General features: G+C 68.1%; 26 protein-coding genes and 3 pseudogenes. 18 read left to right on the top strand and 11 right to left on the bottom strand.

All coding sequences use genetic code 11. The features are described 5' to 3' along the window. The first annotated feature begins 40 nt into the window (after nucleotides 1–40). On the top strand, nucleotides 41–1,204 hold the full coding sequence (locus ACZ4MU_RS10120) for an FAD-dependent monooxygenase (RefSeq protein ID WP_467873444.1): 1,164 nt from the start codon (nucleotides 41–43) through the stop codon (nucleotides 1,202–1,204). A gap of 54 nt (nucleotides 1,205–1,258) precedes the next feature. On the opposite strand, the gene ACZ4MU_RS10125 is transcribed toward ACZ4MU_RS10120, so the two are convergent. Continuing rightward, the gene (locus tag ACZ4MU_RS10125) at nucleotides 1,259–2,035 is read right to left on the bottom strand and encodes a dienelactone hydrolase family protein (protein WP_467873447.1); all 777 of its coding nucleotides are present in this window, start codon (nucleotides 2,033–2,035) and stop codon (nucleotides 1,259–1,261) included. Nucleotides 2,036–2,369: 334 nt separating this feature from the next. Here ACZ4MU_RS10125 and ACZ4MU_RS10130 point away from each other — a divergent pair, with 334 nt between their 5' ends. Then, entirely contained in the window at nucleotides 2,370–2,996 is a 627-nt protein-coding gene (locus ACZ4MU_RS10130; RefSeq protein WP_467873450.1) for a hypothetical protein, read from the top strand. A 492-nt stretch (nucleotides 2,997–3,488) separates the two neighbouring features. On the opposite strand, the pseudogene ACZ4MU_RS10135 reads toward ACZ4MU_RS10130, so the two are convergent. Further along, nucleotides 3,489–3,668: pseudogene (locus ACZ4MU_RS10135) on the bottom strand (carbohydrate ABC transporter permease); the annotation flags it as partial. 547 nt (nucleotides 3,669–4,215) lie between these two features. Here ACZ4MU_RS10135 and ACZ4MU_RS10140 point away from each other — a divergent pair. Both ACZ4MU_RS10140 and ACZ4MU_RS10145 read left to right on the top strand, forming a co-directional pair. After that, nucleotides 4,216–4,560, top strand: coding sequence for a hypothetical protein (locus tag ACZ4MU_RS10140; RefSeq protein ID WP_467873453.1), 345 nt, complete (start codon nucleotides 4,216–4,218; stop codon nucleotides 4,558–4,560). Between the two features lie 158 nt (nucleotides 4,561–4,718). Continuing rightward, complete coding sequence (locus tag ACZ4MU_RS10145; protein ID WP_467873456.1) at nucleotides 4,719–5,213, top strand: hypothetical protein; 495 nt, start codon at nucleotides 4,719–4,721, stop codon at nucleotides 5,211–5,213. Between the two features lie 261 nt (nucleotides 5,214–5,474). Here the strand turns inward: ACZ4MU_RS10145 and ACZ4MU_RS10150 are convergent. The 3 genes and pseudogenes from ACZ4MU_RS10150 to ACZ4MU_RS10160 all read right to left on the bottom strand — a co-directional run. Continuing rightward, nucleotides 5,475–5,594 (bottom strand): annotated as a pseudogene (locus ACZ4MU_RS10150) (e9imm peptide); the annotation flags it as partial. Between the two features lie 11 nt (nucleotides 5,595–5,605). Further along, entirely contained in the window at nucleotides 5,606–5,755 is a 150-nt protein-coding gene (locus tag ACZ4MU_RS10155; protein WP_467873459.1) for a hypothetical protein, read from the bottom strand. Nucleotides 5,756–5,804: 49 nt separating this feature from the next. Continuing rightward, complete coding sequence (locus tag ACZ4MU_RS10160; protein ID WP_467873461.1) at nucleotides 5,805–6,962, bottom strand: hypothetical protein; 1,158 nt, start codon at nucleotides 6,960–6,962, stop codon at nucleotides 5,805–5,807. Nucleotides 6,963–7,256: 294 nt separating this feature from the next. Here ACZ4MU_RS10160 and ACZ4MU_RS10165 point away from each other — a divergent pair, with 294 nt between their 5' ends. Further along, complete coding sequence (locus ACZ4MU_RS10165) at nucleotides 7,257–7,391, top strand: hypothetical protein (protein WP_467873464.1); 135 nt, start codon at nucleotides 7,257–7,259, stop codon at nucleotides 7,389–7,391. 47 nt (nucleotides 7,392–7,438) lie between these two features. Beyond that, complete coding sequence (locus tag ACZ4MU_RS10170) at nucleotides 7,439–7,948, top strand: DUF2867 domain-containing protein (protein WP_467873467.1); 510 nt, start codon at nucleotides 7,439–7,441, stop codon at nucleotides 7,946–7,948. Nucleotides 7,949–8,152: 204 nt separating this feature from the next. Here the strand turns inward: ACZ4MU_RS10170 and ACZ4MU_RS10175 are convergent, their stop codons facing one another. Then, a complete protein-coding gene (locus tag ACZ4MU_RS10175) occupies nucleotides 8,153–9,079 on the bottom strand; it encodes a DUF4232 domain-containing protein (RefSeq protein WP_467873470.1) in 927 nt (308 codons plus the stop codon). A gap of 471 nt (nucleotides 9,080–9,550) precedes the next feature. Here ACZ4MU_RS10175 and ACZ4MU_RS10180 point away from each other — a divergent pair, with 471 nt between their 5' ends. After that, nucleotides 9,551–9,724, top strand: a complete 174-nt coding sequence (locus ACZ4MU_RS10180; RefSeq protein WP_467873473.1) for a CsbD family protein — start codon at nucleotides 9,551–9,553, stop codon at nucleotides 9,722–9,724. A 104-nt stretch (nucleotides 9,725–9,828) separates the two neighbouring features. Here ACZ4MU_RS10180 and ACZ4MU_RS10185 read toward each other — a convergent pair whose 3' ends face one another. Both ACZ4MU_RS10185 and ACZ4MU_RS10190 read right to left on the bottom strand, forming a co-directional pair. Further along, nucleotides 9,829–10,899, bottom strand: coding sequence for an SRPBCC family protein (locus ACZ4MU_RS10185; protein WP_467873476.1), 1,071 nt, complete (start codon nucleotides 10,897–10,899; stop codon nucleotides 9,829–9,831). A 3-nt stretch (nucleotides 10,900–10,902) separates the two neighbouring features. Then, nucleotides 10,903–11,955: a histone protein gene (locus ACZ4MU_RS10190; protein ID WP_467873478.1), complete on the bottom strand. Its 1,053-nt coding sequence runs from the start codon at nucleotides 11,953–11,955 to the stop codon at nucleotides 10,903–10,905. A gap of 195 nt (nucleotides 11,956–12,150) precedes the next feature. Here ACZ4MU_RS10190 and ACZ4MU_RS10195 point away from each other — a divergent pair, with 195 nt between their 5' ends. The 9 genes and pseudogenes from ACZ4MU_RS10195 to ACZ4MU_RS10235 form a co-directional block, all read left to right on the top strand. Then, complete coding sequence (locus ACZ4MU_RS10195; RefSeq protein WP_467873480.1) at nucleotides 12,151–12,525, top strand: gas vesicle protein GvpO; 375 nt, start codon at nucleotides 12,151–12,153, stop codon at nucleotides 12,523–12,525. Between the two features lie 27 nt (nucleotides 12,526–12,552). Then, on the top strand, nucleotides 12,553–13,035 hold the full coding sequence (locus ACZ4MU_RS10200) for a gas vesicle structural protein GvpA (RefSeq protein WP_467873483.1): 483 nt from the start codon (nucleotides 12,553–12,555) through the stop codon (nucleotides 13,033–13,035). 2 nt (nucleotides 13,036–13,037) lie between these two features. Continuing rightward, nucleotides 13,038–13,754, top strand: a complete 717-nt coding sequence (locus tag ACZ4MU_RS10205; protein WP_467873485.1) for a GvpL/GvpF family gas vesicle protein — start codon at nucleotides 13,038–13,040, stop codon at nucleotides 13,752–13,754. Nucleotides 13,755–13,809: 55 nt separating this feature from the next. After that, entirely contained in the window at nucleotides 13,810–14,058 is a 249-nt protein-coding gene (locus ACZ4MU_RS10210; protein WP_467873488.1) for a gas vesicle protein GvpG, read from the top strand. An 18-nt stretch (nucleotides 14,059–14,076) separates the two neighbouring features. Further along, on the top strand, nucleotides 14,077–14,490 hold the full coding sequence (locus tag ACZ4MU_RS10215) for a gas vesicle protein (RefSeq protein ID WP_467873490.1): 414 nt from the start codon (nucleotides 14,077–14,079) through the stop codon (nucleotides 14,488–14,490). Continuing rightward, on the top strand, nucleotides 14,487–15,368 hold the full coding sequence (locus ACZ4MU_RS10220) for a GvpL/GvpF family gas vesicle protein (protein WP_467873493.1): 882 nt from the start codon (nucleotides 14,487–14,489) through the stop codon (nucleotides 15,366–15,368). Before ACZ4MU_RS10215 ends, ACZ4MU_RS10220 begins: the two co-directional genes overlap by 4 nt. Beyond that, nucleotides 15,365–15,592 carry a gas vesicle protein gene (locus ACZ4MU_RS10225; protein WP_467873495.1) on the top strand — a complete coding sequence of 76 codons (228 nt, stop codon included), beginning with the start codon at nucleotides 15,365–15,367 and terminating at the stop codon, nucleotides 15,590–15,592. The genes ACZ4MU_RS10220 and ACZ4MU_RS10225 overlap by 4 nt, the downstream gene beginning before the upstream one ends. Next, the gene (locus tag ACZ4MU_RS10230) at nucleotides 15,582–15,995 is read left to right on the top strand and encodes a gas vesicle protein K (RefSeq protein ID WP_467873497.1); all 414 of its coding nucleotides are present in this window, start codon (nucleotides 15,582–15,584) and stop codon (nucleotides 15,993–15,995) included. Before ACZ4MU_RS10225 ends, ACZ4MU_RS10230 begins: the two co-directional genes overlap by 11 nt. A gap of 101 nt (nucleotides 15,996–16,096) precedes the next feature. Continuing rightward, nucleotides 16,097–16,387, top strand: a pseudogene (locus tag ACZ4MU_RS10235) (hypothetical protein); the annotation flags it as partial. Between the two features lie 211 nt (nucleotides 16,388–16,598). Here the strand turns inward: ACZ4MU_RS10235 and ACZ4MU_RS10240 are convergent. Beyond that, nucleotides 16,599–18,068, bottom strand: a complete 1,470-nt coding sequence (locus ACZ4MU_RS10240) for a non-reducing end alpha-L-arabinofuranosidase family hydrolase (RefSeq protein ID WP_467873500.1) — start codon at nucleotides 18,066–18,068, stop codon at nucleotides 16,599–16,601. An 835-nt stretch (nucleotides 18,069–18,903) separates the two neighbouring features. On the opposite strand from ACZ4MU_RS10240, the gene ACZ4MU_RS10245 reads away from it, so the two are divergent. Together ACZ4MU_RS10245 and ACZ4MU_RS10250 are read left to right on the top strand one after the other, a co-directional pair. After that, nucleotides 18,904–20,334: an endo-1,4-beta-xylanase gene (locus ACZ4MU_RS10245; RefSeq protein ID WP_467873503.1), complete on the top strand. Its 1,431-nt coding sequence runs from the start codon at nucleotides 18,904–18,906 to the stop codon at nucleotides 20,332–20,334. A 31-nt stretch (nucleotides 20,335–20,365) separates the two neighbouring features. Beyond that, on the top strand, nucleotides 20,366–21,736 hold the full coding sequence (locus ACZ4MU_RS10250; protein WP_467873506.1) for an RICIN domain-containing protein: 1,371 nt from the start codon (nucleotides 20,366–20,368) through the stop codon (nucleotides 21,734–21,736). Between the two features lie 263 nt (nucleotides 21,737–21,999). Here ACZ4MU_RS10250 and ACZ4MU_RS10255 read toward each other — a convergent pair whose 3' ends face one another. Next, a complete protein-coding gene (locus tag ACZ4MU_RS10255) occupies nucleotides 22,000–23,400 on the bottom strand; it encodes an erythromycin esterase family protein (protein ID WP_467873509.1) in 1,401 nt (466 codons plus the stop codon). Between the two features lie 157 nt (nucleotides 23,401–23,557). Next, entirely contained in the window at nucleotides 23,558–23,995 is a 438-nt protein-coding gene (locus tag ACZ4MU_RS10260; protein ID WP_467873512.1) for a hypothetical protein, read from the bottom strand. Nucleotides 23,996–24,005 lie beyond the last annotated feature (10 nt).

Below are 24,005 nucleotides of genomic sequence, written 5' to 3' on the forward strand. Positions count from 1 at the left end.
TAGAGGATCCGGGCGTCGAACAGGTGAGGGGGAACGTGCCATGACGAACACTCCACGTCACGCGGTCGTAGCGGGTGCGGGCATCGGCGGACTGACGGCGGCGGTCGCGCTGCACCGGCGCGGCTGGCGGGTAACCGTGTGCGAGCGGGCGCCCGAACCGTCCGCCGTCGGCGCCGGCATCGTCCTCGCCCCCAACGCCCTGCGCGCCTTCGACGCCATCGGCTTCGACGCCACCCGGGCCGCGGGTCACGCCGTACCCGCCGCGATGGGCCTGCGGCGCCCCGGCGGCGACTGGCTGAGCCGCGCCGACACGGCGACGATGGCGGCCCGTTACGGCCACCCCCCGCTCGCCGTGTACCGCCCGGCCCTCGCGGCCGCCCTGGCCACCGCGCTCCCGCACGGCGCGATCCGTTACGGCACCGCCGTCAGCGGCATCGACGACGGTGAGGGCGGCCCGGTCGTCCGCACCTCGTCCGGCGACCTCAGCGCCGACGTCGCGCTCGCCGCCGATGGCATCCGCAGCGCGCTGCGCCGCCAGTACTTCCCCGACCACCCCGGACTGCACTACAGCGGCGAGACCGCCTGGCGCACCGTACTGCCCGGCGACGGCCTCCCGGGCCTGGCCGCCGCCGAGACCTGGGGCCGCGGCGAGCGCTTCGGAGTGGTCCCGCTCTCGGACGGCCGGGTCTACCTCTACGCCACCGCCGTCGTTCCCGAGGGATATGAGCCGGCCGACATCCGCGCCGAACTCCTGCGCCGCTACGGCACCTGGCACGCCCCCGTACCGGCGCTGCTGCAACGGATCGACCCGGCGGCTGTACTCCAGCACGACCTGCACGACCTGGCCGCCCCGCTCCCCCGTTACCACCACGGCCGGATCGCCTGGCTCGGCGACGCCGCCCACGCCATGACCCCCAACCTCGGCCAGGGCGGCTGCCAGGCCGTCGAGGACGCGGTCGTCCTCGCACACCTGCTGGACGGGACCGACATACCCGCCGCCCTGGCCGCCTACAGTGCGGCCCGGCGCACCCGCACCGACGCCATCCGCCTCCGCTCCCGCCGCGCCGGCCGTATCGCCGCCCTCACCCACCCCGTCGCGACGGCCGCCCGCGACCTCGCCGTCCGCGCCACCCCGGCCCGCACCGCACGACGCGCCCTGGACGACCTGTTCGACGGGTTCAGCCTGCCGACGACTACGGGGTGAGTCCGAGACAGGACAGGAAACCCAGGCCGAACCCGGGCCAGATCCTCGGCGAGATCAGCCGACGCCGTCCACGTCATGCGTGTGTTGCCCGGGACATGCCCCCAAGTCCTCCGTCAGGGGCAGGCACTCGGTGAGCAGGTCGACGACGTCGCGCCAGGCGCGCTGCGCGTGCTGTGGGTGGTAGCCGACGCCAGGACGCACGGTGTGGTCGACCGTCGGGTGGTGGAAGGCGTGCAAGGCGCCGCCGTAGACCGTCAGACGCCAGTCGACGCCCGCAGCCTGCATCTCGGCGGTGAACGCGCTACGTTGCGCGGGCGACATGATCGGGTCTTCCGACCCGACCCCCGCCCACACCGGGCAGCGAATACGCGCCGCCTCGCCCGGCCGGCCCGTGATAGTTGCGTTGACTGTCCCGATCGCGCGCAGGTCGACGCCGTCGCGCCCGAGTTCCAGTCCGACCGCGCCCCCGGTGCCGTAGCCGATGGCGGCTATCCGGTCGGGGTCGGTCCGCGGTTCGGCGCGCAACACGTCGAGTGCCGCGTGGCCGATGCCTCGCATCCGGTCGGGGTCGGCGAGCAGCGGCATGCAACGGGCCAGCATCTCCTCGGGGTCACTCAAGTAGTGTCCGCCGTGCAGGTCGAAGGCCAGCGCTACGTAACCCAGTTCGGCGAGAGCGTCGGCCCTGCGGCGCTCGACGTCGCTGAGCCCCGTGCCCTCTGGTCCGAGCAGCACCGCGGGCCGGCGGTCGACACCGGCTGGGAGTGCGAGGTGCCCGATCATCGTCAAGCCGTCGGCCGGGTACTCGACCGTACGCGTCGTAATCTTCGTCATGAGACTGGACTGTAGTGATCGTCGAGCCCGGTCCGGCCGGTGTTCTGCCGCTAGCAGAACAGCGCGGGCGTTCCCATGACATACGGGACGGGCCCGGCGCGCGGGTTCCAAGATCATCCCGTTGCCATTGGCGCGCGCCTCGGTCACAGCCCATATCCCGGCGCCACCTCGGCGCGGAGACTGCGGCCGTGAGTGAAATGAGCCATTATTTTGTCGATTTCACCATTTCGAGACATTTGATCATTATTTGGTATGCAATATTTATAACTCCCGCCTAGGCTCAGCGGTGTCAGTCGGAGAATTTCTTCGGCTGTACAACCGAAAGGCGTACCTCATGCGCTCCATGCGCACCATCTCCATCCCCCGAAGCCTTTTCGTCGCCGCGTTCGCCGTAGCCGGCCTTGCCGCTACCCCGGTCCTCTCTTCCGCGACGGCGCAGACCAACGCGGGCACCGCCCGTACCCACACCGGCCTCAGCGCCCTGGGGCTGCCCGGCGGCAACGGAGCCAACGGCGTGGGGAGCAACGGTGGGATCGGCGGCCTGGGCGGGACCGGCGGCGCGGCAGGCGCCAACGGCAACGGCGGCAACGGAGGCGGCGGCGGCAACGCCAACGGCCTCGCGAGCGTCGGCGGGGCCGGCGGCGCGGGTGGCGCCGGCGGGGCCAACGGCAATGGCGGCACCGGCGGGTTCGGTGGCGTGGCCACACTCAACGGCACCGGTGGCAAGGGTGGCGTAGGCGGAGTCGGTGACGCCGGGACCGGTATCACGGGCGGTGCGGGCGGCAACGGCGGCGCCGCCACGGCAGGCGGCGGCCACAAGGGCGGTACGGGCGGCGCCGGCGGCGCTGCCAGCCCCGTGTGTGCGGGCAAGCCCGGCGGCACCGGGACCGCTGCCACGTTCACCGCTGACGGCACCACGGGTGCCACCGGCACTGCGGGTCACACCACCCTCCCCTGCTGATCCCCGCTCAACCAGCAAGAGAAGGCCGGTTCTTCCACCCTCAGCGGGTGGGAGAACCGGCCTTTCGCACGCCCGGGGCCGCACTCGACTTCTGTGCCCGTTCGACTCAAGGGCACGTTCCGACCCGAGACCCCCGAGGTCCGCCGCAAGCGCGGGCACGTCGGTCGGCGCGGCGGTCAGTCACGCGGCAGGGGCCCCGGATGCCGTCATCGGGTGTGCCACTGGTGGTCGGGCGGGAAGCGCACGTCGTACTTCCCGGGGCGGTGGCGAACTTGGGGTCCGGAACGACGGACCGGTGGGGAGGCCGAGTTCCTCCGCCGGGGCCCCGAGGCTTTCGAGTGTGAAGCCGCCGCCTGAAAGGGGCGCGGGGCCAGGAGCAGCGCACCGATGTTCGTGGTCCTCGCCGCTCTCGTCCTGCGCGCGGCGCCGCCGCTCAGTCTGTGGACACCGGGGTGGAGGCCGCTTGAGGAGCGCTTACGGTGCGCGTGGGGTTCACTTTCCGGCACCCTTGGCGAAGCCGTTGTAGAGGTAGCGCTGGAGGAAGAGGAAGACCAGCAGCGTCGGGACGATGACCAGGATGGCCCCCGCCGAGATGTCCTCCCAGTGCGCGCCGAAGGGCCCCTTGAAGCGGAACAGCGCTGTCGAGATGGTCCCGAGTTCCTCGGAGGGCATGGCGGAACGTCGCGGAGAGCCGTCATCGAATCTGATTGGTCGGCGCCACCGTCGGGCCCCGGAAAGCGCGGGTTCATGGGACGGGTGTGGCGCCTGTCGTCATTCGATCGTTTGCCGACACCGTCTGAGCTGGCGGAAGCGGCCCTGGTTCAGGGACCGCCGGAAGTCGAGCGCTCAGATACGGACGACGGAGAACTGGGATGACTCTCACCGCCCATGGCCGGTTTCGCCCGGTGCCTGACACGGAGTGGCGCGGGCCCTGTACTACCGCCCCGGGACCTCTGTCAACCTAGGTGAAGCCGAATTGCTTGAAATCATCCACTTCGGTTGACGTGCCCGCCCAGCGGCCATTAGATTTTTGGCCGTTCGGCAAGCGCAGCAGCGACCACATCAATCCCCGGAATTTGTCGGACCGGGTTCAGTACGTGCGACCGCACGCAGCATAAGCACCGGGGAGGTGCGGATCTGCCAGACCCCCTCTTGAAATTCTCGACTTCCGCGATAGGCAAGAATGAGCGGCATCTGTACGAGCAAGGGGAGAAACTGTATGAGCCAGTCAGTAGAAGTTTCCAGGGTCAGCAGGCCACTCACCATCCTCGCGATGCTGGCGATAGCGATGACGTCACTGACCGTCAACGCCGAGACGGCTTCGGCGGATCAAAGTAAAAGTGGCAACACCACCTGCTACCACGGGCGACGGGTAGGTGTCGAAGACAAGTCCAGCGGGGTTGTGACTGTCCATGCTGTCGAGGTCACCAAAACGTACATCTCCCCCTTCCTGGGGGTGCACCGTACACAGTCGGCGAGTTTCTACGGCAACTGGTCGGTAAATGCCTATGACGCGGGCGGCCCCGGAATCATCGTCAACGCCTTCGGATACTGCTATTTCTGAGGTCCCCTGAGCAGTATAGGGCGTTTGCTCGTTGAACTACTGTTGGCGTTCGTTTCCCAGCGAGCTGGGCTGCGGACGCCAATGACCTCTGAGCGCAGGTTGGGGTGTTTGTTATCCTCCGGCTGGAATCGAAGAGCTCTGTTGCGCTGACTTCCTGCTTGTTGCTCATCACTCTTGGCGGCTGTGATCAAAAACCATCGCCGCCAAGAGGTGCGGAGACTACGGACGAACGCGCCATCTCGGATGCCGACAGATACGCTTTCAAGCAGTACTGGAATCGTATGACGGCCTACAAGAACGAATACGCCGCCTGCCTGCGGTCGCGTGGCCTGCGCGGAGTCAGCGTGAAAGAGTTCTCTGTCGATTTCCCAACGACGGGAAACGATACCGAAAAGGCCGCATCCGCCCAACGGATATGCAAGTCAAAGGTTACATATCCCGAAGGCCCCAATGACGCAATTCTGCGGGGTATGTATGCGGCGGCCCTGAGCAGTCACCGGTGTCTCGTCAAAGGCGGATGGAATCCTGGACGGCCGCCGTCACTGAGCGCCTACCTCGCAGGTGGCGCCCAGTGGACTCCCTACTCCAAACTGCCTGTGAGCGAAGCCGGTTGGGAGACGCTCAACAAGCAATGTCCGCAGTTCGCTTCGTGAGTAGGCGTGAGTGGCTGTGACGATGACAACCGGCTCCACCGGTAGGTCAGTTCTGACTCCGCTCAGGGGTCTTAGGAAGAACTGGTGGCCCAGTCGCGGGAGTTGGTCGCGCAGGAAGGCCAGATCCAGTTCAAATTAGGTGACAATCACTTGGCCGCAACCTTGGGTCCACACATGCCGCCCTCGTCGTTCGTGAGCGGCACCCAGCTGATTCGAGGTAATCAAGAATCCCGAGCGCAGTGCCAACCATTGGTCTCGCGAGGCGATCGGTCGATACGCCAGGGTCTTGTCGATCACCTCGTCGGCCGAGAGTTCCCGTCCCGGCGGCCAGAAGATCAGGTCACTGACATGGCCAGTTGGGCAGGCCAAGGCTCGGTCCAGCACCATCACTTTCAGGGTCGTACCGTCGCCGAGGCGGTGGGGCCCAGCTTCGCCTTGTACGCCCCCACCTTGGTCGTCGCCGCCGTCCCCCGCTGGCGGACCCCGGCGTCGGTGAGGTAGCGGAGCAGTTGCGGCGGAAGACCTGGCGGCGGTGCAATCATGCGACCACGTTGTGTATCCGTGCAGCCACGATGCGGCTCGGGTAGGTCTCTACAGGTCGACGGCGGCGGTGGGCGTCTTGTTGTCCAGCGCCTGTTGCGCCCGGGCGGTCACCGTCCGGGTGAAGGCGTTGAGCGCGGCGAGGTCGACGGTGCTGCCGTTGTCGTCAGAGATGATGACCCGCACCACGATGCTCTCGCAGCGGACCACCGCGAGTCCCTGTGATATGTGCAAACCGCTGCCGGGCACGGTGGCGTTCATGGTGACGGCCGACAACTCGTCACCGTAGGACGGCAGCGTCACGGGCGTCACCTGCTTCGCCTCGTTGCTGTCAGCGTTTTCCGCCTCCACTCCCACAAAGCCCTCGGCGGCCGTGGCCACCGAGGGGTACGCCAGCACCTCGACGTACACCTTGTTGTAGTCGACCCCGGGCCCCGGGTCGTATCCCGACTGCAGGTCGAGGACCGGGCCCGTCTTGCAGATGTAGTGGGACTGCCGGTCCTTCGAAATGCCGACGCGGCTGGTACGGCACCGCTCCGTCGTCGGCGAGCCGCTCGCGACAGCCCAGCCCTGCGGCAGGCTCGCTGCGTCCGGGAGGATCTGCCGGCCCTTCGCCGCGTCAGTCACCATCGGGGCCGCATCATCCGACGTATCGGAGGGCGCCCGGGAGGGTGTTGCCGTAGGGGACTTCGAGCCAGACGGCGCTCCGGCCGCCGAGTGGGGGGAATCATCACCAGTGAGCAACTGCACGCCCCCGTAGAGGCCCAGGGCCAGTAACGCGACCAGCAGGGCGGCGATCCCGGTGAGGGATGCGCGGGTGGCGCGGGTATTGGTAATGGTCAGCGGGCCCAGCGAGATCTGGCTGTTCCGTACCTTGCTGCCGCCCCCGATGATGATGCTGCCGGTGTACCGGGGGCTGACGGCGTGCGCAGGCGGCGCGTCCGGCGGCGGGCCGGCAAGCACTACTGCCAGGCGGCTCCGGAAATCGGGATCGGCGGCCAGCGCTTCCTTGATCGCCTCGTGCAACCCCTGAACCGCCGAGGGATCCGCGGGGGCGGCGCTTACCCCATCCAGCGCGGCGCGACCTTCCTCGGAAGTACCCAGCCGCGCCCGCACGATGTCACCCACCGCCCGGCCCGCCTCGTTGCCCGCAGCTGTGGCCGCCCCTGACGCCAGACCGGTCAGTATCTGGACGGCGGATAACGCCATGCTCCCTGCCACATCCATGTGACACCCCCTAGCCGTCGGACCTTGAGATAACCACAGCCCCAGCAGCAGCGCCAGGATGCCCGGCCTGTCTTCGGTAAGGCCGAGGAACGGTCTTCTACCTCCAGCAGACACCACCCTTTGTCGCTGGGTCAGAAAGCGCCGGGAGCACCGCCTGGTGCTGGAGCTGTGCCAGGACATCGCCGGGGACAAGACGCTGGCGTACCTGGAGGGCTCGGTCGCGCAGATAGGGTGGGGGAGCGGAGACAAACACCGTGGGCCGGTCCGGGACAGCTCATGGAGCAGCGCTCACGCGATCTGCGCCGTCGACGGCGCCTGGAATACCAGGTTCATGGCCAGCAAGGGCTGATGGTCGTCGTCTTCCGCCACGATGAGTCGAGGGCCGGAAAGCCGCTGCTCTTCTGGTGGTGAAGAATCACGGGCGTAGAGGTGGAACCAACGGGGGAAGGATCCTGATCATGGCTGATGTGCACGTCCGTACACACACGAGGCCCGTTGCCGAGAGCGCGGTGGCAAGTCTCGGCGGCTATGACCACGTGGATGCGGTGGCCGTCGATCTCCCCGCGGGTACGAGCGCCATCGAGTTCACTCGTATGGTCTTCACCGGGACTCCCGAGTGGGTGCACAGACTGCTCACCCTGCGGGACATGCTGATGACGCCCTTCGGGCTCCAATCCCAGCAACGCGTCCCGGTGCAGGACATCCGGATCGAGCCCGGCCTCAAGATGGGTCCCTTCCGACTGTTGGCCGTGAGCGAAGACGAGGTCTTGGGCGGAGACGATGACAAGCACCTGGACTTCCGTACCTCTTTCGCGGTTCGTCCCTCCCTCTCTGGTGGCGGGCGGGAAGGCGTGTGCACGACGGTCGTGCGGTTCCATCGCCCGGCCGGACGCCTGTACTTCAAGGCGATCCAGCCGCTTCACAATCTCATCGTTCCCCGCGTTGTCGCCGGTGCTGTCCGGGCCTGACAGCTCATCGTGGTGAGGCTGCCGGGGCGGCCCGCGCGCGTACCCACAGTGGGATGGCTGCGGCCGTGACGGTTCCGTGCATGGCGTACGCTCGCCCGTCGCAACGGGTGGCCACGAACCGAACAAGCCCCAGGCAGGGTCGCCGAGGTCCGGGTGAGTCTCCAGGCTCCCGTCTGGTGCGCGACGGCGCCTCGCGCACGCAACCTAGCGCTCTGCCTTCGCCCATGGTTTGACGCCGAGCCTTCCGGTGGTTCCCAGGTCGAGGTTCAGGGTTACCGTCACCGGAGGGGCACCTGTTTTCGCCCGGACCCGCACGTGGGGCACGTTCACTGGCGTGCCGGACTCGGTGGTGTTGCGCCACACCAGGGAGGCGGTCGCCGACTCGCCGGGATGGAGCGTGACGGGCCGGGGCTGCTCATCGGGACCGGCGCCCGTGGTGATCTCACTGCTGCCGTGGAGGATCTTGATGCCGTGAAGGGCTTTGAAGTCACCGTCCAGGAGTTCCAGCAATGGGTAGCCCTCGACGGTGTAGCTGCGCGTGCCGCAGTTGTGGAGATGCAGACCCACGACGCGTAGTCCCATAGCCGCATCTCCGTTGTCGGCGCTGACGCGGATCCCGGAGGTGGGGCACGCGCCGGGCTCGGCCGGAGCCTCGCTTGCGGGCACCTTGGTCACTTTGAGGACCTTGGCTTGTGTCACCCGCGGTGCGGAGGACGGCAGTTGTCCGGCCCGGGCGGTCCCCCTCACGGTTTTCCCTGGGCCGACGCCGCGCACGGTTGCGGTCTGATTGGCCATCGCCCCTCCATCACTGCTCATGAAGGTGATGGTGACCGAGTAGGTCAGGGTCTCGGTGCCCTGGTTCGTGACCTCAAAGGAAGCAGCAACCCCTGAGTCCGTGGCGAGGCTGTCCGCGGAGACGGAAGAGCTGCGGGTGGGTGCGGGGGAGGCGGACGGGAGGGCCAGCGAGGTGATCCGTACGCCGTCCTTGCCGGGATCGTCGACCTGTGTACGCAACACTGGTCCGGACGGGCGGGCGCCGGAGGCCCCGGCGCCCGCGCGCTCCGTACCGCAAGCGGCGAGCAGGAGGGCGGTCACGCCAACAGCCGACAAGAGGGAAGCAGCTCTTCGCATGCGGTCACCTCACCAGGGAGTGGGCCATGCGCGTGTGTCGGAGGCCATAATTCCGGTCACAGGCATGTCACAAGCGCAGCTTGTCGATCGCCGTGAAGGGTCCCACGTACCCCATGAAACCGTCGCCGTTCGCGCCCACCCCCGGCAACGGCAGCGTCTCGCAGGGGCTGGTCGCCCCTCTCCGGGGACGACCAGCAAGTGGCCGTCATCAAGGGGTCGAGCTGACGGCGGACGTGGAGCGGTGCCGTTCAATTTCGTGCACGAGCCGTGGCGCTGACCGTGGTGTTCGAGCAGGTCGTCCAGGCCGCGCTGAGACCGGTACTGGGGCCGATCCTCGAAGTCTGATGTCATTGCGCCCGCATCGGATCATTCTCCCTCCTTACACCCCTTATGCGCGTTATGCATGTTTATGTTCATAGGGGGTACGACCGGAGTAGGCCCACGTTCGCCGTAGTGCGGAGGTGAGAGGCAATGGGTGCAGGCAAAAAGGCAAAGAACGCCGGGAAGACGACCAAAGGCAAGGTGAAGGAAGCCGCGGGCAGGGCTGTGGGAAACGAGAGTCTGGAAGCCAAGGGGCGGGGAGAGCAGGCGGTGGGTGACGTCAAGCAGGCTGGTCAGAAGGCCAAGGACGCGCTCAAGCACTGACGCCCAGCTGCCGAAGGCCGACGGAGACGTTCCGTCGGCCTTCGTGCGAGGTCTTTACGCGTATACGGCCATGCGAGCGGGCGGGCGCGTGTCGGCCGCCGCTGTTACGCGGAGCGTGAGTGTCGGCGCCGCCGGGGCGGTGGTGGCTCGTACTCCTCTTCCTCCTCCTCGTCCTCCTCGTCCGGTTCGTCCTCTGGTTCATCCTCTGGCTCGTCCTCTCCGGCGTACTCCGCGTCCTCCTCCTCGTCCGCGTACTCGCCTTCTTCCTCGTCCGTTTCCGCGCCGTCGTCCTGGTCGGCATACTCGTCCTGGTCTTCCCCTTCCTCCTCGTCCGGGTTCTCGTTCTCTTCGTCCTCGAGGGCCTCTTCGTGGGTTCGGACGACCTCGCCGTCGCGGATCTCGCCACGCCAGCCTTCCGGCTCGTCGGTGGTGAGGGTGGTGTGGCGTAGGAAGTTCTTGAGGTCGAGGCGCAGACGGCGGCCCTGTGCCCGCCAGAGGTTGCCGGTCTTCTCGAAGAGCCCGGACGGGTAGTACTCGACGACGATGACGATGCGGGTGAGTGTGGGGGCCAGCTCGTGGAAGCTCACGCAGCCGCGCGTGGTGCCCTTGGCGCCTTCGGAGGTCCATACGATGCGGTCGTCGGGTATCTGCTCCTGCACGGTTGCTTTCCAGCTCCGCGTGGAGGGTCCCACCTTGACCTTCCAGTCGCTCTCCGTTTCGTCGCCACGGGAGACGTCGCGGACGCCCTTGGCGAATCCGCTGAAGTCCTCGTACTGGGTCCAGAAGTCATAGACCGTACGCAGGGGGAGGCCGATGTCGAGCGCCTCGACGATGTTGATCACCTTGCCGCCGCTTTTGCGACCGCGGCCCTTGCCGCCGCCACCGAGGCCCTGCGAGACGGTATCGGTCACCTTGTCCTTGAGGCTGCCGAGTTTCTGCCCGGCCATGGCCTTCAAAGGGGAATCGCCCTGGAGGAGGCGACCGCCGATGCCGGCGACGTCGGACAGGGAGCCGCCGTTGTCGGCGACGTCGTAGAGCTGGTCGGTGAGATCCGAGAGTTTGTCCGTGACCTTGTCGGCGAGCTGGTCGGCCTGGACGCCGAGGTACCCGGACGCTTCCTTCAGTAGCTTGTCCAGCCCGGAGGACTGCGACGACGAGCGGTCTGAGGTTGCCATGGCCTACCTCCGTGTGGCCGTCTTGCGGGCCGCGGTCTTCTTCGCGGCTGTCTTCCGGGCCGGAGTGCGGCCGGTGGTCTTCTTGGCAGAGGCACTGGAAGCGGCGCCCTTGCGTCCCGTGCTCTGAGCTGCCTTCTTGCGCGGCGCGCCGCTGCTCTTCTTCGCCGTCGGCTTCGACGCGGCCGTCCTGGGGGCGGAGCTCTTCTTGGCGGGTGCGGACGCGTTCTTCGACGCCGCCCGGCTGCCGGTGGCCTTCCTCGCCGTCGTCTTCTTCGCCGGGGCCTTCTCCGCCTTTTTCGCCGTCGCCTTCTTGGGGGGCGCGGAGCTTTTTGCCGGGGCCTTCTTGGCGGGCGTGGCCTTCTTCGCCGGTGCGCGCTTGGCGGCTGCGGTTTTCTTGGCGGGCGCCGCCCTCTTCGCAGGGGCGGGACGCGCTGTGGCCTTCTTGGCGGTAGCGGAGGTCCTGGCGTTACGGGTGCCGGCCGGGGTGCGGGTCCGGCGCGGTGGCGGGGGAGGTGCCTCTTCTTCTTCCTCCTCCTCGGTTTCTCCCTCCTCGGCCTCTTCCTCCTCAGGTTCTTCCTCTTCTTCCGCTTCGTCCTCGGCCTCGGTGTCCGCTTCGTCTTCCTCGGCCTCGGTGTCCGCTTCGTCTTCCTCGTCCTCGGCGTAGCTCTCCGCGTCCTCCTCGTCCTCGTAGGGCTCCTCTTCCTCGTCGTGGTCCGCCTTGTCCCGGCCGCGGCCCGTGTCGCCGCGGGACAGTTCAAGGGTGCGTTCGTGGAGGGAGCCGGCGAGGTCGGTGAGCTTGCGGTTGGCCGCCGTGGCCAATGCCTGGCGGCCGGCGTCGAGGGCTTCGCCTCGCAGCTGCTCACCGAGGTCGGCGAACTGCGGCATCTCCTTCAGCCGGGCGGCGCCTTCCTTGAGCAGTTGCTTCGGTTCGAGACCGAAGCGGCGCCCGGCGAGATAGGTCGCCATGGTGAACGCCAGGCGACCCTTCTTCGTTCGGCCGAGTACGTAACCCCCAGCCAGGGCGGCTGCGAACGCGATCTTGCTGGTGTCCTCCATGATCATCCCCTACGAAGGCACTGACGAACTGGCGGCTCACCCGAGGGCGGTGGCTACGCTGACACGCCGCCCACCGAGGAGCGGGAGGTCCAGCCTGGGCGGTTCTCGAGAAACTTCTGCCCCTACGGCAAGACTTATACGTACATATGGTGCCATTCTAGGTTGTGTGAGGCGGTCTTCCCAAGGGAGGGATCCATGACCGCAGCGGAACCAGCACGCCCCCGACGCACCTCGTCGCAGGCCGTCGGTGAGGGCGGAGCTCCGGAGAGAAAAGCGCCCCGGCGCGCCGCACCCCGCCACCGTTCCGGTAGGCCCGGCGCCGCGGCGGCGATGCGCGCCGCGGCCGACCAGCTCGCGGAGCTCCTGGGGCGTCTCCCCGAATCCGTCTCCTCGCTCAAGCCGGCCGAGGGCGGGTGGGAGGCGCAGGTGGAGGTGGTGGAGCTGGAACGGATCCCGGACAGCACCAGCGTGATGGCCAGCTACCGGGTCGCGCTGGACGAGGAGGGCGAGCTGATCTCCTACGAACGCACCCGCCGCTACAGCCGCGGCATGATCGACCGGCAGGCCTGAACGGGCAGGCCGGCGGAAGGAGGCACCATGACCATGGTGCCGCAGGGCGGCAGCCCAGTAGCGCGAGGGCAAGGGGGCGGCACTGGCAGCCTCTACGACGTCCTGGAGCTCATCCTCGACCGCGGGCTGGTCATCGACGTCTTCGTCCGCGTCTCGCTGGTGGGCATCGAAATCCTCAAGATCGACGCGCGGATCGTGGTGGCCAGCGTCGACACCTACCTCCGCTTCGCCGAGGCCTGCAACCGCCTCGACCTCGAAGCGGGCCGCAAAGCCCCCGCCCAATTGCCGGATGTCATGGGCAACATGCTGGAAGGCGGCGCACGGGGGAAGACCAAAGGAGCCCTCGGCGGAGCTGCAGAGGCCGTCTCCGAAGCCCTGACCGGCAAATCGTCCAAGTCCGCGGAGCCGGAGCCGGAGGAAGTGGAAGAGGAAGAAGAGGAAGAGGTCGAGGAGGCTCCCCGGCGTCGTAGGCCCGCCGCTCGGCGGCCTGTACGGCGGGCGAAGGAGTAGCGATGCCTCTCTACGTGTACTCGATCACCGCCGAGGACCATCCCCGCCGCCTGGACGGCGTCAGCGGTGTCGGATCCGAACCCACAGCGCTGCGGACCGTCGCCGCCGGCCCTCTGTGCGCGGTGGTCAGCGACATCGCCGAAGAAGTCCGGCCCAGGCGCCGGGACCTCACCGCGCATCAGGAGGTCCAGGAACGGCTGATGGCCGATGGTGCGGTCCTGCCCCTGCAGTTCGGGTACATCGCCACCGACGACCTCGCGGTCCGCCAGGCCCTGGAGAGCAACGCCGAGAGCTACCTCAGCGCCCTGGAGCGCCTTGAGGGCTGCGCCGAGTACCACGTGCGCGCGTCGCAGAGCGACGAGACGCCACTGCTGCAGCAGATCCTCGGCGATCTGCCGGAGGCGAGGGACCTGAACGACCGGATCCGCAGCGGGGACACGGACCCTCGCCTGCCGCTGGCCCTGGGAGAGCTGGTCGCCCGCGAGGTGGAAGCCAGGCAGGAGGCACTGGCCGCCGACCTCACCGAGGCGCTTGTCCCCTTCTCCCGCGACCACCTCGCCCGGCCGCCGTCGGCGAACGATTTCCTCAACCTCTCGCTGCTCGTGCCGGACGCGCAGAAGGACAGTCTCCGAGCGGCTGAGGCCGACCTGGCCCGTGACAACGGCAACGGTGTCGACCTGCGGTTCTCCGGCCCCCTGCCGCCTTACAGCTTCGTGTGATCCGGCAACCACACCGCGCCGCCACCCGCGCCACCAGTGAGAGGAGGGAGACCGGATGGGACTTCTGACCAGCCTTTTCACGCTGCCCATTGCTCCGGTCCGTGCCGTCACCTGGGTCGCCCAGCGCGTGGTCGACAAGGCCGAGGAGGAGTACTACGACCCGGCACCGGTCTGGCGCCGACTCGCCGAGCTCGAGCACCAGTTGCTGCGTGGCGGCATCGACCAGGAAACCTTCGACCGCCAGGAGGACGAACTGCTCGACCGGCTGGAAGAGATCTCCGAGTTCCGCCGGCAGTTGCCCTGAAGACACCGGGAGCCACCCATGAGTGAACCTTTGCCCGGTCGACCCGGATCCTTCGCCTCCCGCGCGCCGGTGCCGTACGGGCAGAGCTCCTCCTCCAGCCTCGCCGACATCCTCGAGCGGGTGCTGGACAAGGGCATCGTGATAGCCGGAGACATCCGCATCAACCTCCTCGACATCGAGCTGTTGACCATCAAACTCCGCATCCTGGTCGCCTCGGTGGACAAGGCCAAGGAAATGGGCATCGACTGGTGGGAGCACGACCCCTCCCTGTCCTCCCGGCACACCGGCAGCCCCCTCGAACAGGAGAATCGCCGCCTGCGCGCCGAGCTGGAGGCCCTGCGGCAGGAGCGGACCGGCGAGCCTGAAATCGTGGAGAGCACCGAGGAGCCCGGAGCAGCGCCCGGCGGGACGAGACAGGGGCGTCAGCGGTGAGCACCGGCCAGGGAACCCTCACTTACGTGTATGCCGTCACCCGGCAGACGGAGCCGCTGCGCTCAGTCCTCGCCGGCCTCCGGGGCGTCGGCCGCGCCCCCGTCCTTCTGCTGGTCTGCGACCCGCAGGCCGGGCAGGCTCCCGCCGGGGACGGCTTGGCCTCTCTGGCCCTGGTCGTCAGCCCGGTACCGCACGAGGACTTCCATGAGAGGGCTCTCAAGGACCACTTCGAGGACCTGGAGTGGCTCGAGAACATCGCCCGCGCCCACCACGACGTAGTGCAGGCCGTCGCCGCCCGGGAAACGGTCCTGCCGCTGCGCATGGCCACCGTCTACCGGGACGACGACCGGGCTCGCCAGGCCCTGACGGCACAACAGCCCGCCCTCGCCCGACGGTTGGCGGAGCTCGACGCCCACACCGAGTACGGTGTCAAGATCTACCTCACTCCCTCGGCCTCGCCGACCTTGAGCACACCCCCCGGCAGCGTCGACCAGCCCGGCCCCACCACACCGGGCAAGGCATACCTGCAACGCCGCAGAGCACAGCGCCACGCCCGCGAGACGACCTACGAGCAGGCGCAGCAAGCCGCCGAAGCTGTCGAGGCGATCGCCACGAACTACACCCCCCACCGCATACGCCACGCTCCGCAGAGCGGAGCACTGACCGGCCCGAAGGAAGAGCGCCGGGAAAACATCGTCAACGACGCCTACCTCGTACCCGACGACGACGCCCCCAGGTTCCGGGCCGACATCGAACAGGCCGCCCAGGAATTCCCCGGCATACGCATCGAAGTGACGGGCCCCTGGGCCCCGTACTCCTTCGCCATGACACCCGACCAAGTGGCGGACCGCGCCGAGGCAGAGGGGCAGGGGCCATGACGCCCGCGGAGCCGCGCGAGCCGCTGCCCGGGCGCCAGGTCGCCCTGGTCGACCTCCTCGACCGGCTGCTCAGCGGGGGAGTGGTCGTGGCGGGTGACATCGTTCTGTCGATCTCGGACATCGACCTCGTCCGTATTTCGCTGCGCGCCCTCATCGTGTCCGTCAGTTCCCCGACGACACCCGCCGCGGCGCCGAACCTTCCGGCAGGCCGACGTGGCCCGTGACCATCCGCGGGAGCCCCGCCGCCCTGGCTCCGGCCCGGACCTGGACGGCGTGGGCGACACCATGTCGAGGGCGTTCCGGCTTGTCCAGGCGCCCCCCACCCCACGCGACGCCGCAGCGGCCGGTCCCGCCCACCGCATCCACGCGGAGCCCGACACCGTGGGGGAGGACCTCCTCAAACTCGTCCTCACCCTCATCGAGCTCCTGCGCCAGCTCATCGAACGCCAGGCCCTGCGCCGGGTGGACGCCGGCGACCTCACCGACGACCAGGAAGAGGAACTCGGCGCCACCCTGCTCGCCCTCCACGACAGCCTCGCCGACCTGTGTGCTGAGCACGGCTACTCCCTGGAGGACCTGAATCTCGACCTCGGCCCCCTGGGCACACTGCTCCCGCGCGAGGAATGACGACGCTCCGTTTGCGTCCTGGGCTGCTCGGGACCCCTGCCTGGTTCTTCCTTCGGGGGAGAATCAGGCGTTCCCAGCTCTGGAGATGTCGGCCGTAGTCGATGGGGTGCGTCCGGATCCGGTCGTGCGCTCGGGTTACCCGGGCCCCTTCTTGTGCCTGGACTGGTGGGAACGGCTGGCCAGCTCCTGCGGCCGTCGGGGTCTGCCTGGTCCGGGGTCGGGATACCGCCGAGACCGACCGCCAACTGGAGGCCGCCTTCGACACCGGCGATCCAGGCCCGCGTCAGCGCTACGAGGAGTTGGCCCCGCACGGTCTCGACGTGTTGGCCGGTGACCTCGGCGAGGAGCGGCTGGGTCTGGCCACGGACACCCGGATCCGGGTGGCCCGGGAGGTCGGCCTGATCCCGCACCCGGCGGCGCTGGTCAATCACGTTCTGTCCTACGACCAGCTTGGCGGACCGGCTCGACCCACGACTCGACGAGAGCGCCGACATTCGGCTGGTGAGCCCCGTCCGTACCCTCGGCATGCCGCAGGCGGGCTCGGCGGTCTTCCGCCGAGCCCGCCACGCCGGCTCCATACAGAGCCGGACTCGTGTCACGCCGTCAGCGCTGCAGTGTCAGCAGACCCGGTCGGTAGGGCAGGAGGCCGTAGTCGACGCCGTCAGAGTTGGGGCTGCGTCCCTGGTAGAGGAACTGCAGGTTGCAGGGATCGACGGTCATGGTCTGATCGGGGCCGGTGCGGATCAGTTCGCCATGGCTGATGTCGTTGGTCCAGGTGGCGCCGCTGTTGGCCTTGCCGGCGAAGGGATTGCTCTCGGTCGCGGCCTGCGGTGTCCATGAGCCGTTCAGACTGGTCGCCGTGAACGAACGGAAGTAGCGGCCCTGCGAGCCGATCGCCTCGACGACCATGAGATAGCGGTTCTGGCCCTGGAGCTTGTAGACCTGCGGGGCTTCGAACAGGTTGTTCCGCGTATCGCTCATGATCACTGTCGAGGTCGTGCCGAAGCTGCCCGGGAAGTTCCCGATCGGCATACTGGCCCGGTAGATCTTGCCGTTGTCACCGGCGAAGAACAGGTACATGTTGGTCCCGTCACCGATGAGTGTCTGGTCGATGGGTCCTGTTCCGGAGTCGGAGATGCTTCCGGAGAAGAGCACCTGCTCCGATGACCAGCCGTTCGGGTTGGTGGGGTCGCTCGACGTCCGGTAGGAGAAGGCGGTTCCACCCCACTGGTAGGCGAGCACCCAGATGTTCTTCGGCGCGAAGTACAAGAGCGTGGGCGCGACGGTGGAGGCTGACATCGTGTTCTGGCTGGCCGAGGCCATCTCCGACCAGTTGGTGAACAGGCCGAAGTTCATCGAACCCCATCGCGTCCCCGTGTCGTGCGTCGTCGCATAGACGAGTTGCCTGCCGTTGTAGGGGACGACGGTGAAATCCTTGAGCGAGACCCACCCCGGCTTTGGCTGCGCGAGGGCGCCCGTTGATGTCCAGCGGTACGTCGACGGAAGAGCGCACGGGCCGGGGTTGTCGGCGCCGACCTTGACGAGCTGCCACTGCTGGTTGGCGCCGCCCCAGTCGTCGTACTGGACGATGTTCGCGTTGTCGGCGGTGGAGGCGCCTTGTACCTCGAGGGCCTTGTTGCTGTGGCGCGAGATGAACCTTACGTAGCCATCCGAGCTCTCGGCCAGCCGCCACTGCTGGTTGGTGGCGTTCTGGTCGGCCCATTGGACGATCGGGCCGCCGTTCGCGGTGGACCAGTTGTGGACGTCCAGCACCTTGCCGGAGTGGCGGGACTTGATGCGGTAGTAGCCGCCTCCGGAGTCGATGAACTGCCACTGCTGCTGGTTCTGATCGTTCCTGGTCCACTGGGTGATGCGGGCGCCGTCGTTGGTCGCCAGGTTGTAGACGTCCAGGGCTTTGCCGCTGTTGCGGTTGACCAGCACGTACGAGGCGTTGGGGTCTACGGTCGCCGCTCCGGCCGGCTGAGCGCAGAGGAAGGTGGCCAGGAGCAGCAAGGGCGCGAGGACGGCGAGTAAGCGTCTTGGGCGGACCGGGGACGGGGGGCGAAACCACATCAGCGGTGGCCTCCTTCGGGGGCGGGGGTGAGGTGACCCGATGAACGCGGAGCGGACGTGCCGAGGGACAGAGACATTCTCGAATGTTTCGAAGAATTGTCCGGATGCTTCGACGCCACAAGCTAGGAACGCGGGGCCCTTTGGTCAAGGCCTCGCGCTGATCTGTCCACAAAGCAGCGCATCCCTCTGGGTCTGACAAGCTGTCGCGCCGACCGCAACCGGTCTGGGAATGTGCGGATACAGCTCGCAAGTCCGAGGCGGCAGCCGTCGACGGTGACGCCGAGGGTCCGCCTTCCGGCTCGCCGGGATTTCGAAATATTTCGGGCGAGTAGCCGAAACTTCTTCTGTGAGGAGTATTGACGATCCATCGTCAATACCTCAATCATCCCTGTCTGGGAAACGGAGCATTGTTCGAATTTTCGAACCACATCAACCCTGCAATCTGTGCCGCACGGCAGATCCACGCGCAGCTGCACGACAGATCCGCGCACCGAGCACCTGCGCCAACCCTTTCGTTCCGGTGAGGTTCGCACCACGCATCCTGGCTCTTCGCGCAGTTGGAGAGGTACGCGACGCCGCGTGGCGGTCCCCCGGCTGAGCCGCGATGGAGTACCCGCATGCCTGTGCAACACCGCCGCCGTCCGCCGTACGTCACCCGAAGGCCGACCGGCCCCGTCCGTGCCGGTTGAGATCGCCCCGGGCTCGTGACCGCGGTGTCCGGTGATCGCGTGCCCCCCCGGGTTCCGCCCTGCCGTACCCGTCCGCCGAGTGGGAGCGGACGACGTATTCCCCTGCGCTTCAGTCCTTGCGCGATGTCTACCCTGGAGGTACAGCCATGGGCTCATATGCCCTTCCCGGACCGGCTATCCGCCGGAAGATCCGCGGTCTGCTGCTGGCGCTGGTCGTCGGCGTCCTCGGTGCGGCCGCCGCACTGGTCGCGCCGCCGACCGCACAAGCCGCCGAGAGCACGCTCGGCGCCGCGGCGGCGCAGAGCGGCCGCTACTTCGGCACCGCCATCGCCTCGGGTCGCCTGGGCGACTCGGCGTACACGACGATCGCGGGCCGTGAGTTCAACTCGGTGACGGCCGAGAACGAGATGAAGATCGACGCCACCGAACCGCAGCGGGGCCAGTTCAACTTCGCCGCCGGTGACCGCGTCTACAACTGGGCGGTGCAGAACGGCAAGCAGGTGCGCGGCCACACCCTGGCCTGGCACTCTCAGCAGCCCGGCTGGATGCAGAGCCTCAGCGGCAGCACGCTGCGCCAGGCGATGATCGAGCACATCAACGGCGTGATGGCCCACTACAAGGGCAAGATCGCCCAGTGGGACGTCGTGAACGAGGCCTTCGCCGACGGCAGCGCGGGAGCCCGGCGCGACTCCAACCTGCAGCGCACCGGCAATGACTGGATCGAGGTCGCCTTCCGCACCGCGCGCGCCGCCGACCCGGCCGCCAAGCTCTGCTACAACGACTACAACATCGAGAACTGGACCTGGGCCAAGACCCAGGGCGTGTACGCCATGGTCCGGGACTTCAAGCAGCGTGGCGTGCCGATCGACTGCGTCGGTTTCCAGTCGCACTTCAACAACGACAGCCCGTACAACAGCAACTTCCGCACCACCCTGCAGAGCTTCGCGGCCCTCGGTGTCGACGTGGCCATCACCGAACTCGACATCCAGGGCGCCTCGGCCACGACCTACGCCAACGTGACCAACGACTGCCTGGCCGTCCCGCGCTGCCTCGGCATCACCGTCTGGGGTGTGCGCGACACCGACTCCTGGCGAGCGGAGCAGACGCCGCTGCTGTTCAACGGCAACGGCAGCAAGAAGCCCGCCTACACCGCCGTCCTCGACGCACTGAACGGCGGCACCTCCACGCCCCCTTCGGGTTCTGGACAGATCAAGGGCGTCGGGTCGGGCCGCTGCCTGGACGTGCCCGGCGCCGGCACCACCGACGGCACCCAGCTCCAGCTGTGGGACTGCCACAGCGGCACCAACCAGCAGTGGGCATACACCGCCGCCGGCGAGCTCAGGGTCTACGGCAACAAGTGCCTGGACGCGGCCGGCACCGGCAACGGCACCAAAGTCCAGATCTACAGCTGCTGGGGCGGTGACAACCAGAAGTGGCGCCTCAACTCCGACGGATCCATCGTCGGCGTCCAGTCCGGTCTCTGCCTCGACGCCGTCGCGGGCGGTACCGCCAACGGCACCGTGATCCAGCTCTACTCCTGCTCGAACGGCAGCAACCAACGCTGGACCCGCACCTGAGGGGACCTGCCACAAACGAAAGGGTCAATCGATGAAGACCTACGGTGAGGTTTCTCCCGCCTCTCCACCATTACATCGCTGGTGGTCCCGGGTCGCCGCCCTCGTGGCGCTGACCCTCGCGCTCGGCATGCTCGCCGCAGTGAATCCGGCGCCCGCCGAGGCGGCGACGGTGGACACCAACGCCTGGTACGTCATGGTCAATCGCAACAGTGGCAAGGCGCTGGACGTCTCCGGTGCCTCCACCGCCGACGGCACGCGGGTCAGCCAGTGGACACGCAACGACGGAGCCAACCAGCAGTGGCAGTTCGTGGACTCCGGGGAGGGCTTCTACCGCCTCAAGGCCCGGCATTCGGGCAAGGTCCTCGACGTGGCCGGCTCCTCGACCGCAGACGGTGCCGCGATCCAGCAGTGGGCCGACCACAATGGGGCCAACCAGCAGTTCCGCCTGGCTGACTCCGACGCGGGCCACGTCCGGTTGATCAACCGCACCAGCAGCAAGGCGGTGGAGGTGCAGGGGGCCTCCACCGCCGACGGCGGCAACGTCGTCCAGTACACCGACTGGGGCGGCGCCAACCAGCAATGGCAGATGATCAAGCTGTCGTCCGGTGGCGGTGGCGGATGCGGCAGCGCCCCGACCCTGGCGAGCGGGACGCACACGATCCAGAGCGGCGGCAAGAGCCGCAGCTTCATCCTCAGGGTTCCCGCCAACTACGACAACAGCCACCGCTACCGGCTGATCTTCGCGTTCCACTGGCGGGGCGGAACCGCCGGCGACGTCGCCTCGGGCGGCACGAGCGGGACCGCCTGGTCCTACTACGGCCAACAGGAACAGTCGAACAACAGCGCGATCCTGGTCGCCCCCCAGGGCCTCGGCAACGGCTGGGCCAATTCGGGTGGTGAGGACGTCACCTTCGTCGACGACATGATCCGGCGCATCGAGGGCGGCCTCTGTGTCAACCCGGCACAGCGTTTCGCCACGGGATTCAGCTGGGGCGGCGGTATGAGCTACGCACTCGCATGCAGCCGGGCGGACGTCTTCAGGGCCGTCGCGGTGATGTCCGGTGCTGAGATCAGCGGGTGCAGTGGCGGCACCCGGCCCATCGCCTACTTCGGAATCCACGGCGTCAGCGACTCCGTCCTCAACATCGCGCAAGGACGGTCCCTGCGCGACAGATTCGTCCGCAACAACGGCTGCGCCTCCCAGAGCCCGCGCGAGCCCGCGCCGGGCAGCCGAACGCACATCACCACCACCTACTCGGGCTGCCGTGCCGGATACCCGGTGCAATGGGCCGCGTTCGACGGAGGCCACATGCCCGGTCCGGTGGACGGCTCCACCGGCGAAAGCGGCATCGCCACTTGGACCAAAGCAGAGATCTGGAGGTTCTTCGCACAGTTCCAGTGACACGCCCGCACCACGGAGTGGAGCCCGGATCGATCCTGGCTCCACTCCGTCGACGTCTGTCCCAGATTCCTCCGGCGGTTGCCTCTCGGCAGGCGTCGCCGCCCTCGGGCGCCTGGCTGCGGCACGAGGTCGGCGTCCGCATCTGCGACGCGATCTTTTTCGGCGGGTACTCGTTCTTGGCAGCCCTGGGCAGGGACGGTGTGTGTATAGGCGGGCTGGCCGCCGTGCAAGCCCTGAACCCCGGGGTGGCCACGGATCGCAGGCTATGTGAGCGTGCGGGCCGCCTCCACCCGCTGGAGGTGGATCACGACGTCGTGCGCTTGCGCGAGCCGGATCTGCGGGGCGTCCGCGATCCCGGGGTAGGCGGCGCCGATGTTCTTGACGGGGTGCGGCGCGGCGAGCCAGGCGCGGGCCGCTGCCGGGGTGTTGCGCAGGTCCACCATGAAATCGCGGTACCGTACCCGGTCCAGGGTGTGCTCGGCGGTGCCGGGCGCGGCCGGCCCGACGGTGAAGCGGTGGACGCCGCCGTCCTGGCCGAGGGCGTTGAACGAGCCCTGGCCGAAGGTGAGGCCGACACTCAGATAGCCGCCGCCCAGCTGCTCGCGGAGGAATTCGCCCTGGACCCGCGGATAGGTGGCGGGGGTGTAGCTCCTGAGGGCGACGTGGCCGTTGTGGGCGGCGAGCACGATCTTGTCTCCGGTTCGTTGCTGCCACCAGGCGATGTTCTCCGCCATGATCCGGTCGCGGTGGAGCATGGCGCCGGTGATGCCCTGCGGATCGTCCAGGTCGAAGGCGAACAGCGTGGTCATCTGGTGGATCGCCGTGGCGTGCTGCACGGCCCAGGCATGTGCGTCGGCGCCGGCGCCCGTGCCGGGCCGCTGCTTGAGCAGGTCCACCGCCCGGCCGGTCCGCTCGGCGAGTTCCTTCCGTTCGGCCAACGGCTTCGACAGGTAGTCGTTGACGTACGTCTCGGCGTCGGTGGCGGGCCGCAGACCCCGGTACAGCTCGGTGAGCTTCGGGACGAGTTCGGGGCGGGCCGCGGCCGCGTAGGCGTTCACCTTGTCGTACAGCTGGGCTCCGGCGAACCCGCCGTCGTCGCCGACGAAACGGACCGGGTCCTTCGGGTGCTTGACGTTGTACGCGCGCATCCACTGCAGCAGATCGCGGTACTCGGCCTGGTTCCACCACCGGTAGGTGCCCTGGAACTCCTCGTCCATGATCTGCTTCAAGTCGCCCTCGCCGCGCAGGAGGTAGGCGTCGAGCCGCAGTCCGGTGCTCCAGGGGGCTTCGAGGGCGAACACCCGGAAGCCCTTCTCCTCGACCAGGTACCGGAATATCCGGTGCTTGACGGTGAAGAACTCGTGGGAGCCGTGGGTGGCCTCGCCCAGGCCTACTACCTGCGCGTCCCCAACCATCCGACCGAATGGGCGGAGGTCGGCAAGGCTGCCGGAGGGCTGGGCAGTGCGCAGCGGGTGGGACACCCGGCCGAGGGCCGCCTCGGGGGAGCGGAACGCGGCGGCCGCGGCCTCCTTGGGGCCGGCGGGAGCGGCGGCGTCGGCGGCGGCCGGGGCGGCCAGTGTGGCGGCGGAGGCGGCCGGGGTGACGGTCAGGATGGCGCCGAGCGGGATGAGCAGGGCAGCGAGCAGGGCCTTGTGCGTGTTCATGGGGCCAACTCTCGCTGCGCGGGGCCGCTCCGTACCATCCGCTGCACCCCCCGATCGGCCCGGGGGCTAGCCTCACCCGCCGACGGTCGGGGGACTGGGACCCCGGCCACCCGCTCGCAGTGGTCACCAGCTGCTCACGTGCGGACCTTGACGGCCGTCAGGGGCTGATGATCAGCCCCACCGTCGCCAAGGCGCCGCCCGCGAGGGCCAGGAGCGCCATTCGCTGGGCGTTGCGTACGTAGCCCTGGCGGCGCTTGCGCTCCCTGCGGACCGCGACCTTCGTTCCCAGGTGTACCCGCCTGGTGTTCTGCGGGTTGAAGACGAGGGGATAGCTCTGTCCGACCACATGGGCGTGGCCCATGTTCGCGCCCGTTTGGTGCCGGCCGGATCCTTCCGTGGACTGCCACTCGTAGACAGCGCTCGCGTAACCATTGGTGCCGAACGGCACTAGGCTCACCAGCTCCGCTCGCACCTCGACGCCGGATTCGTAGAGCTCAGTCATCTTCTTGAGCTCCGCTCCTTCGCCTTTGATCAGCATCAGGCCGAACGAGCAGAAGGCCGCGGATGCGAGGACGGCAAGGAGGAGTACGGTCATCACCAGGTTC

This window comes from Streptomyces sp. NPDC026377, assembly GCF_055567715.1.

What these genes read in the sequence shown, in the direction of transcription:
- ACZ4MU_RS10205 (WP_467873485.1), top strand. Translation starts at nt 13,038, where the DNA reads ATGCCTCTCTACGTGTACTCGATCACCGCCGAGGACCATCCCCGCCGC.
- ACZ4MU_RS10165 (WP_467873464.1), top strand. Translation starts at nt 7,257, where the DNA reads ATGGAGCAGCGCTCACGCGATCTGCGCCGTCGACGGCGCCTGGAATAC.
- ACZ4MU_RS10250 (WP_467873506.1), top strand. Translation starts at nt 20,366, where the DNA reads ATGAAGACCTACGGTGAGGTTTCTCCCGCCTCTCCACCATTACATCGC.
- ACZ4MU_RS10155 (WP_467873459.1), bottom strand. Translation starts at nt 5,755, where the DNA reads ATGATTGCACCGCCGCCAGGTCTTCCGCCGCAACTGCTCCGCTACCTC.
- ACZ4MU_RS10175 (WP_467873470.1), bottom strand. Translation starts at nt 9,079, where the DNA reads ATGCGAAGAGCTGCTTCCCTCTTGTCGGCTGTTGGCGTGACCGCCCTC.
- ACZ4MU_RS10125 (WP_467873447.1), bottom strand. Translation starts at nt 2,035, where the DNA reads ATGACGAAGATTACGACGCGTACGGTCGAGTACCCGGCCGACGGCTTG.
- ACZ4MU_RS10120 (WP_467873444.1), top strand. Translation starts at nt 41, where the DNA reads ATGACGAACACTCCACGTCACGCGGTCGTAGCGGGTGCGGGCATCGGC.
- ACZ4MU_RS10190 (WP_467873478.1), bottom strand. Translation starts at nt 11,955, where the DNA reads ATGGAGGACACCAGCAAGATCGCGTTCGCAGCCGCCCTGGCTGGGGGT.
- ACZ4MU_RS10170 (WP_467873467.1), top strand. Translation starts at nt 7,439, where the DNA reads ATGGCTGATGTGCACGTCCGTACACACACGAGGCCCGTTGCCGAGAGC.
- ACZ4MU_RS10240 (WP_467873500.1), bottom strand. Translation starts at nt 18,068, where the DNA reads ATGTGGTTTCGCCCCCCGTCCCCGGTCCGCCCAAGACGCTTACTCGCC.
- ACZ4MU_RS10130 (WP_467873450.1), top strand. Translation starts at nt 2,370, where the DNA reads ATGCGCTCCATGCGCACCATCTCCATCCCCCGAAGCCTTTTCGTCGCC.
- ACZ4MU_RS10255 (WP_467873509.1), bottom strand. Translation starts at nt 23,400, where the DNA reads ATGAACACGCACAAGGCCCTGCTCGCTGCCCTGCTCATCCCGCTCGGC.
- ACZ4MU_RS10210 (WP_467873488.1), top strand. Translation starts at nt 13,810, where the DNA reads ATGGGACTTCTGACCAGCCTTTTCACGCTGCCCATTGCTCCGGTCCGT.
- ACZ4MU_RS10225 (WP_467873495.1), top strand. Translation starts at nt 15,365, where the DNA reads ATGACGCCCGCGGAGCCGCGCGAGCCGCTGCCCGGGCGCCAGGTCGCC.
- ACZ4MU_RS10195 (WP_467873480.1), top strand. Translation starts at nt 12,151, where the DNA reads ATGACCGCAGCGGAACCAGCACGCCCCCGACGCACCTCGTCGCAGGCC.
- ACZ4MU_RS10185 (WP_467873476.1), bottom strand. Translation starts at nt 10,899, where the DNA reads ATGGCAACCTCAGACCGCTCGTCGTCGCAGTCCTCCGGGCTGGACAAG.
- ACZ4MU_RS10260 (WP_467873512.1), bottom strand. Translation starts at nt 23,995, where the DNA reads ATGACCGTACTCCTCCTTGCCGTCCTCGCATCCGCGGCCTTCTGCTCG.
- ACZ4MU_RS10215 (WP_467873490.1), top strand. Translation starts at nt 14,077, where the DNA reads ATGAGTGAACCTTTGCCCGGTCGACCCGGATCCTTCGCCTCCCGCGCG.
- ACZ4MU_RS10200 (WP_467873483.1), top strand. Translation starts at nt 12,553, where the DNA reads ATGACCATGGTGCCGCAGGGCGGCAGCCCAGTAGCGCGAGGGCAAGGG.
- ACZ4MU_RS10160 (WP_467873461.1), bottom strand. Translation starts at nt 6,962, where the DNA reads ATGGCGTTATCCGCCGTCCAGATACTGACCGGTCTGGCGTCAGGGGCG.
- ACZ4MU_RS10140 (WP_467873453.1), top strand. Translation starts at nt 4,216, where the DNA reads ATGAGCCAGTCAGTAGAAGTTTCCAGGGTCAGCAGGCCACTCACCATC.
- ACZ4MU_RS10245 (WP_467873503.1), top strand. Translation starts at nt 18,904, where the DNA reads ATGGGCTCATATGCCCTTCCCGGACCGGCTATCCGCCGGAAGATCCGC.
- ACZ4MU_RS10180 (WP_467873473.1), top strand. Translation starts at nt 9,551, where the DNA reads ATGGGTGCAGGCAAAAAGGCAAAGAACGCCGGGAAGACGACCAAAGGC.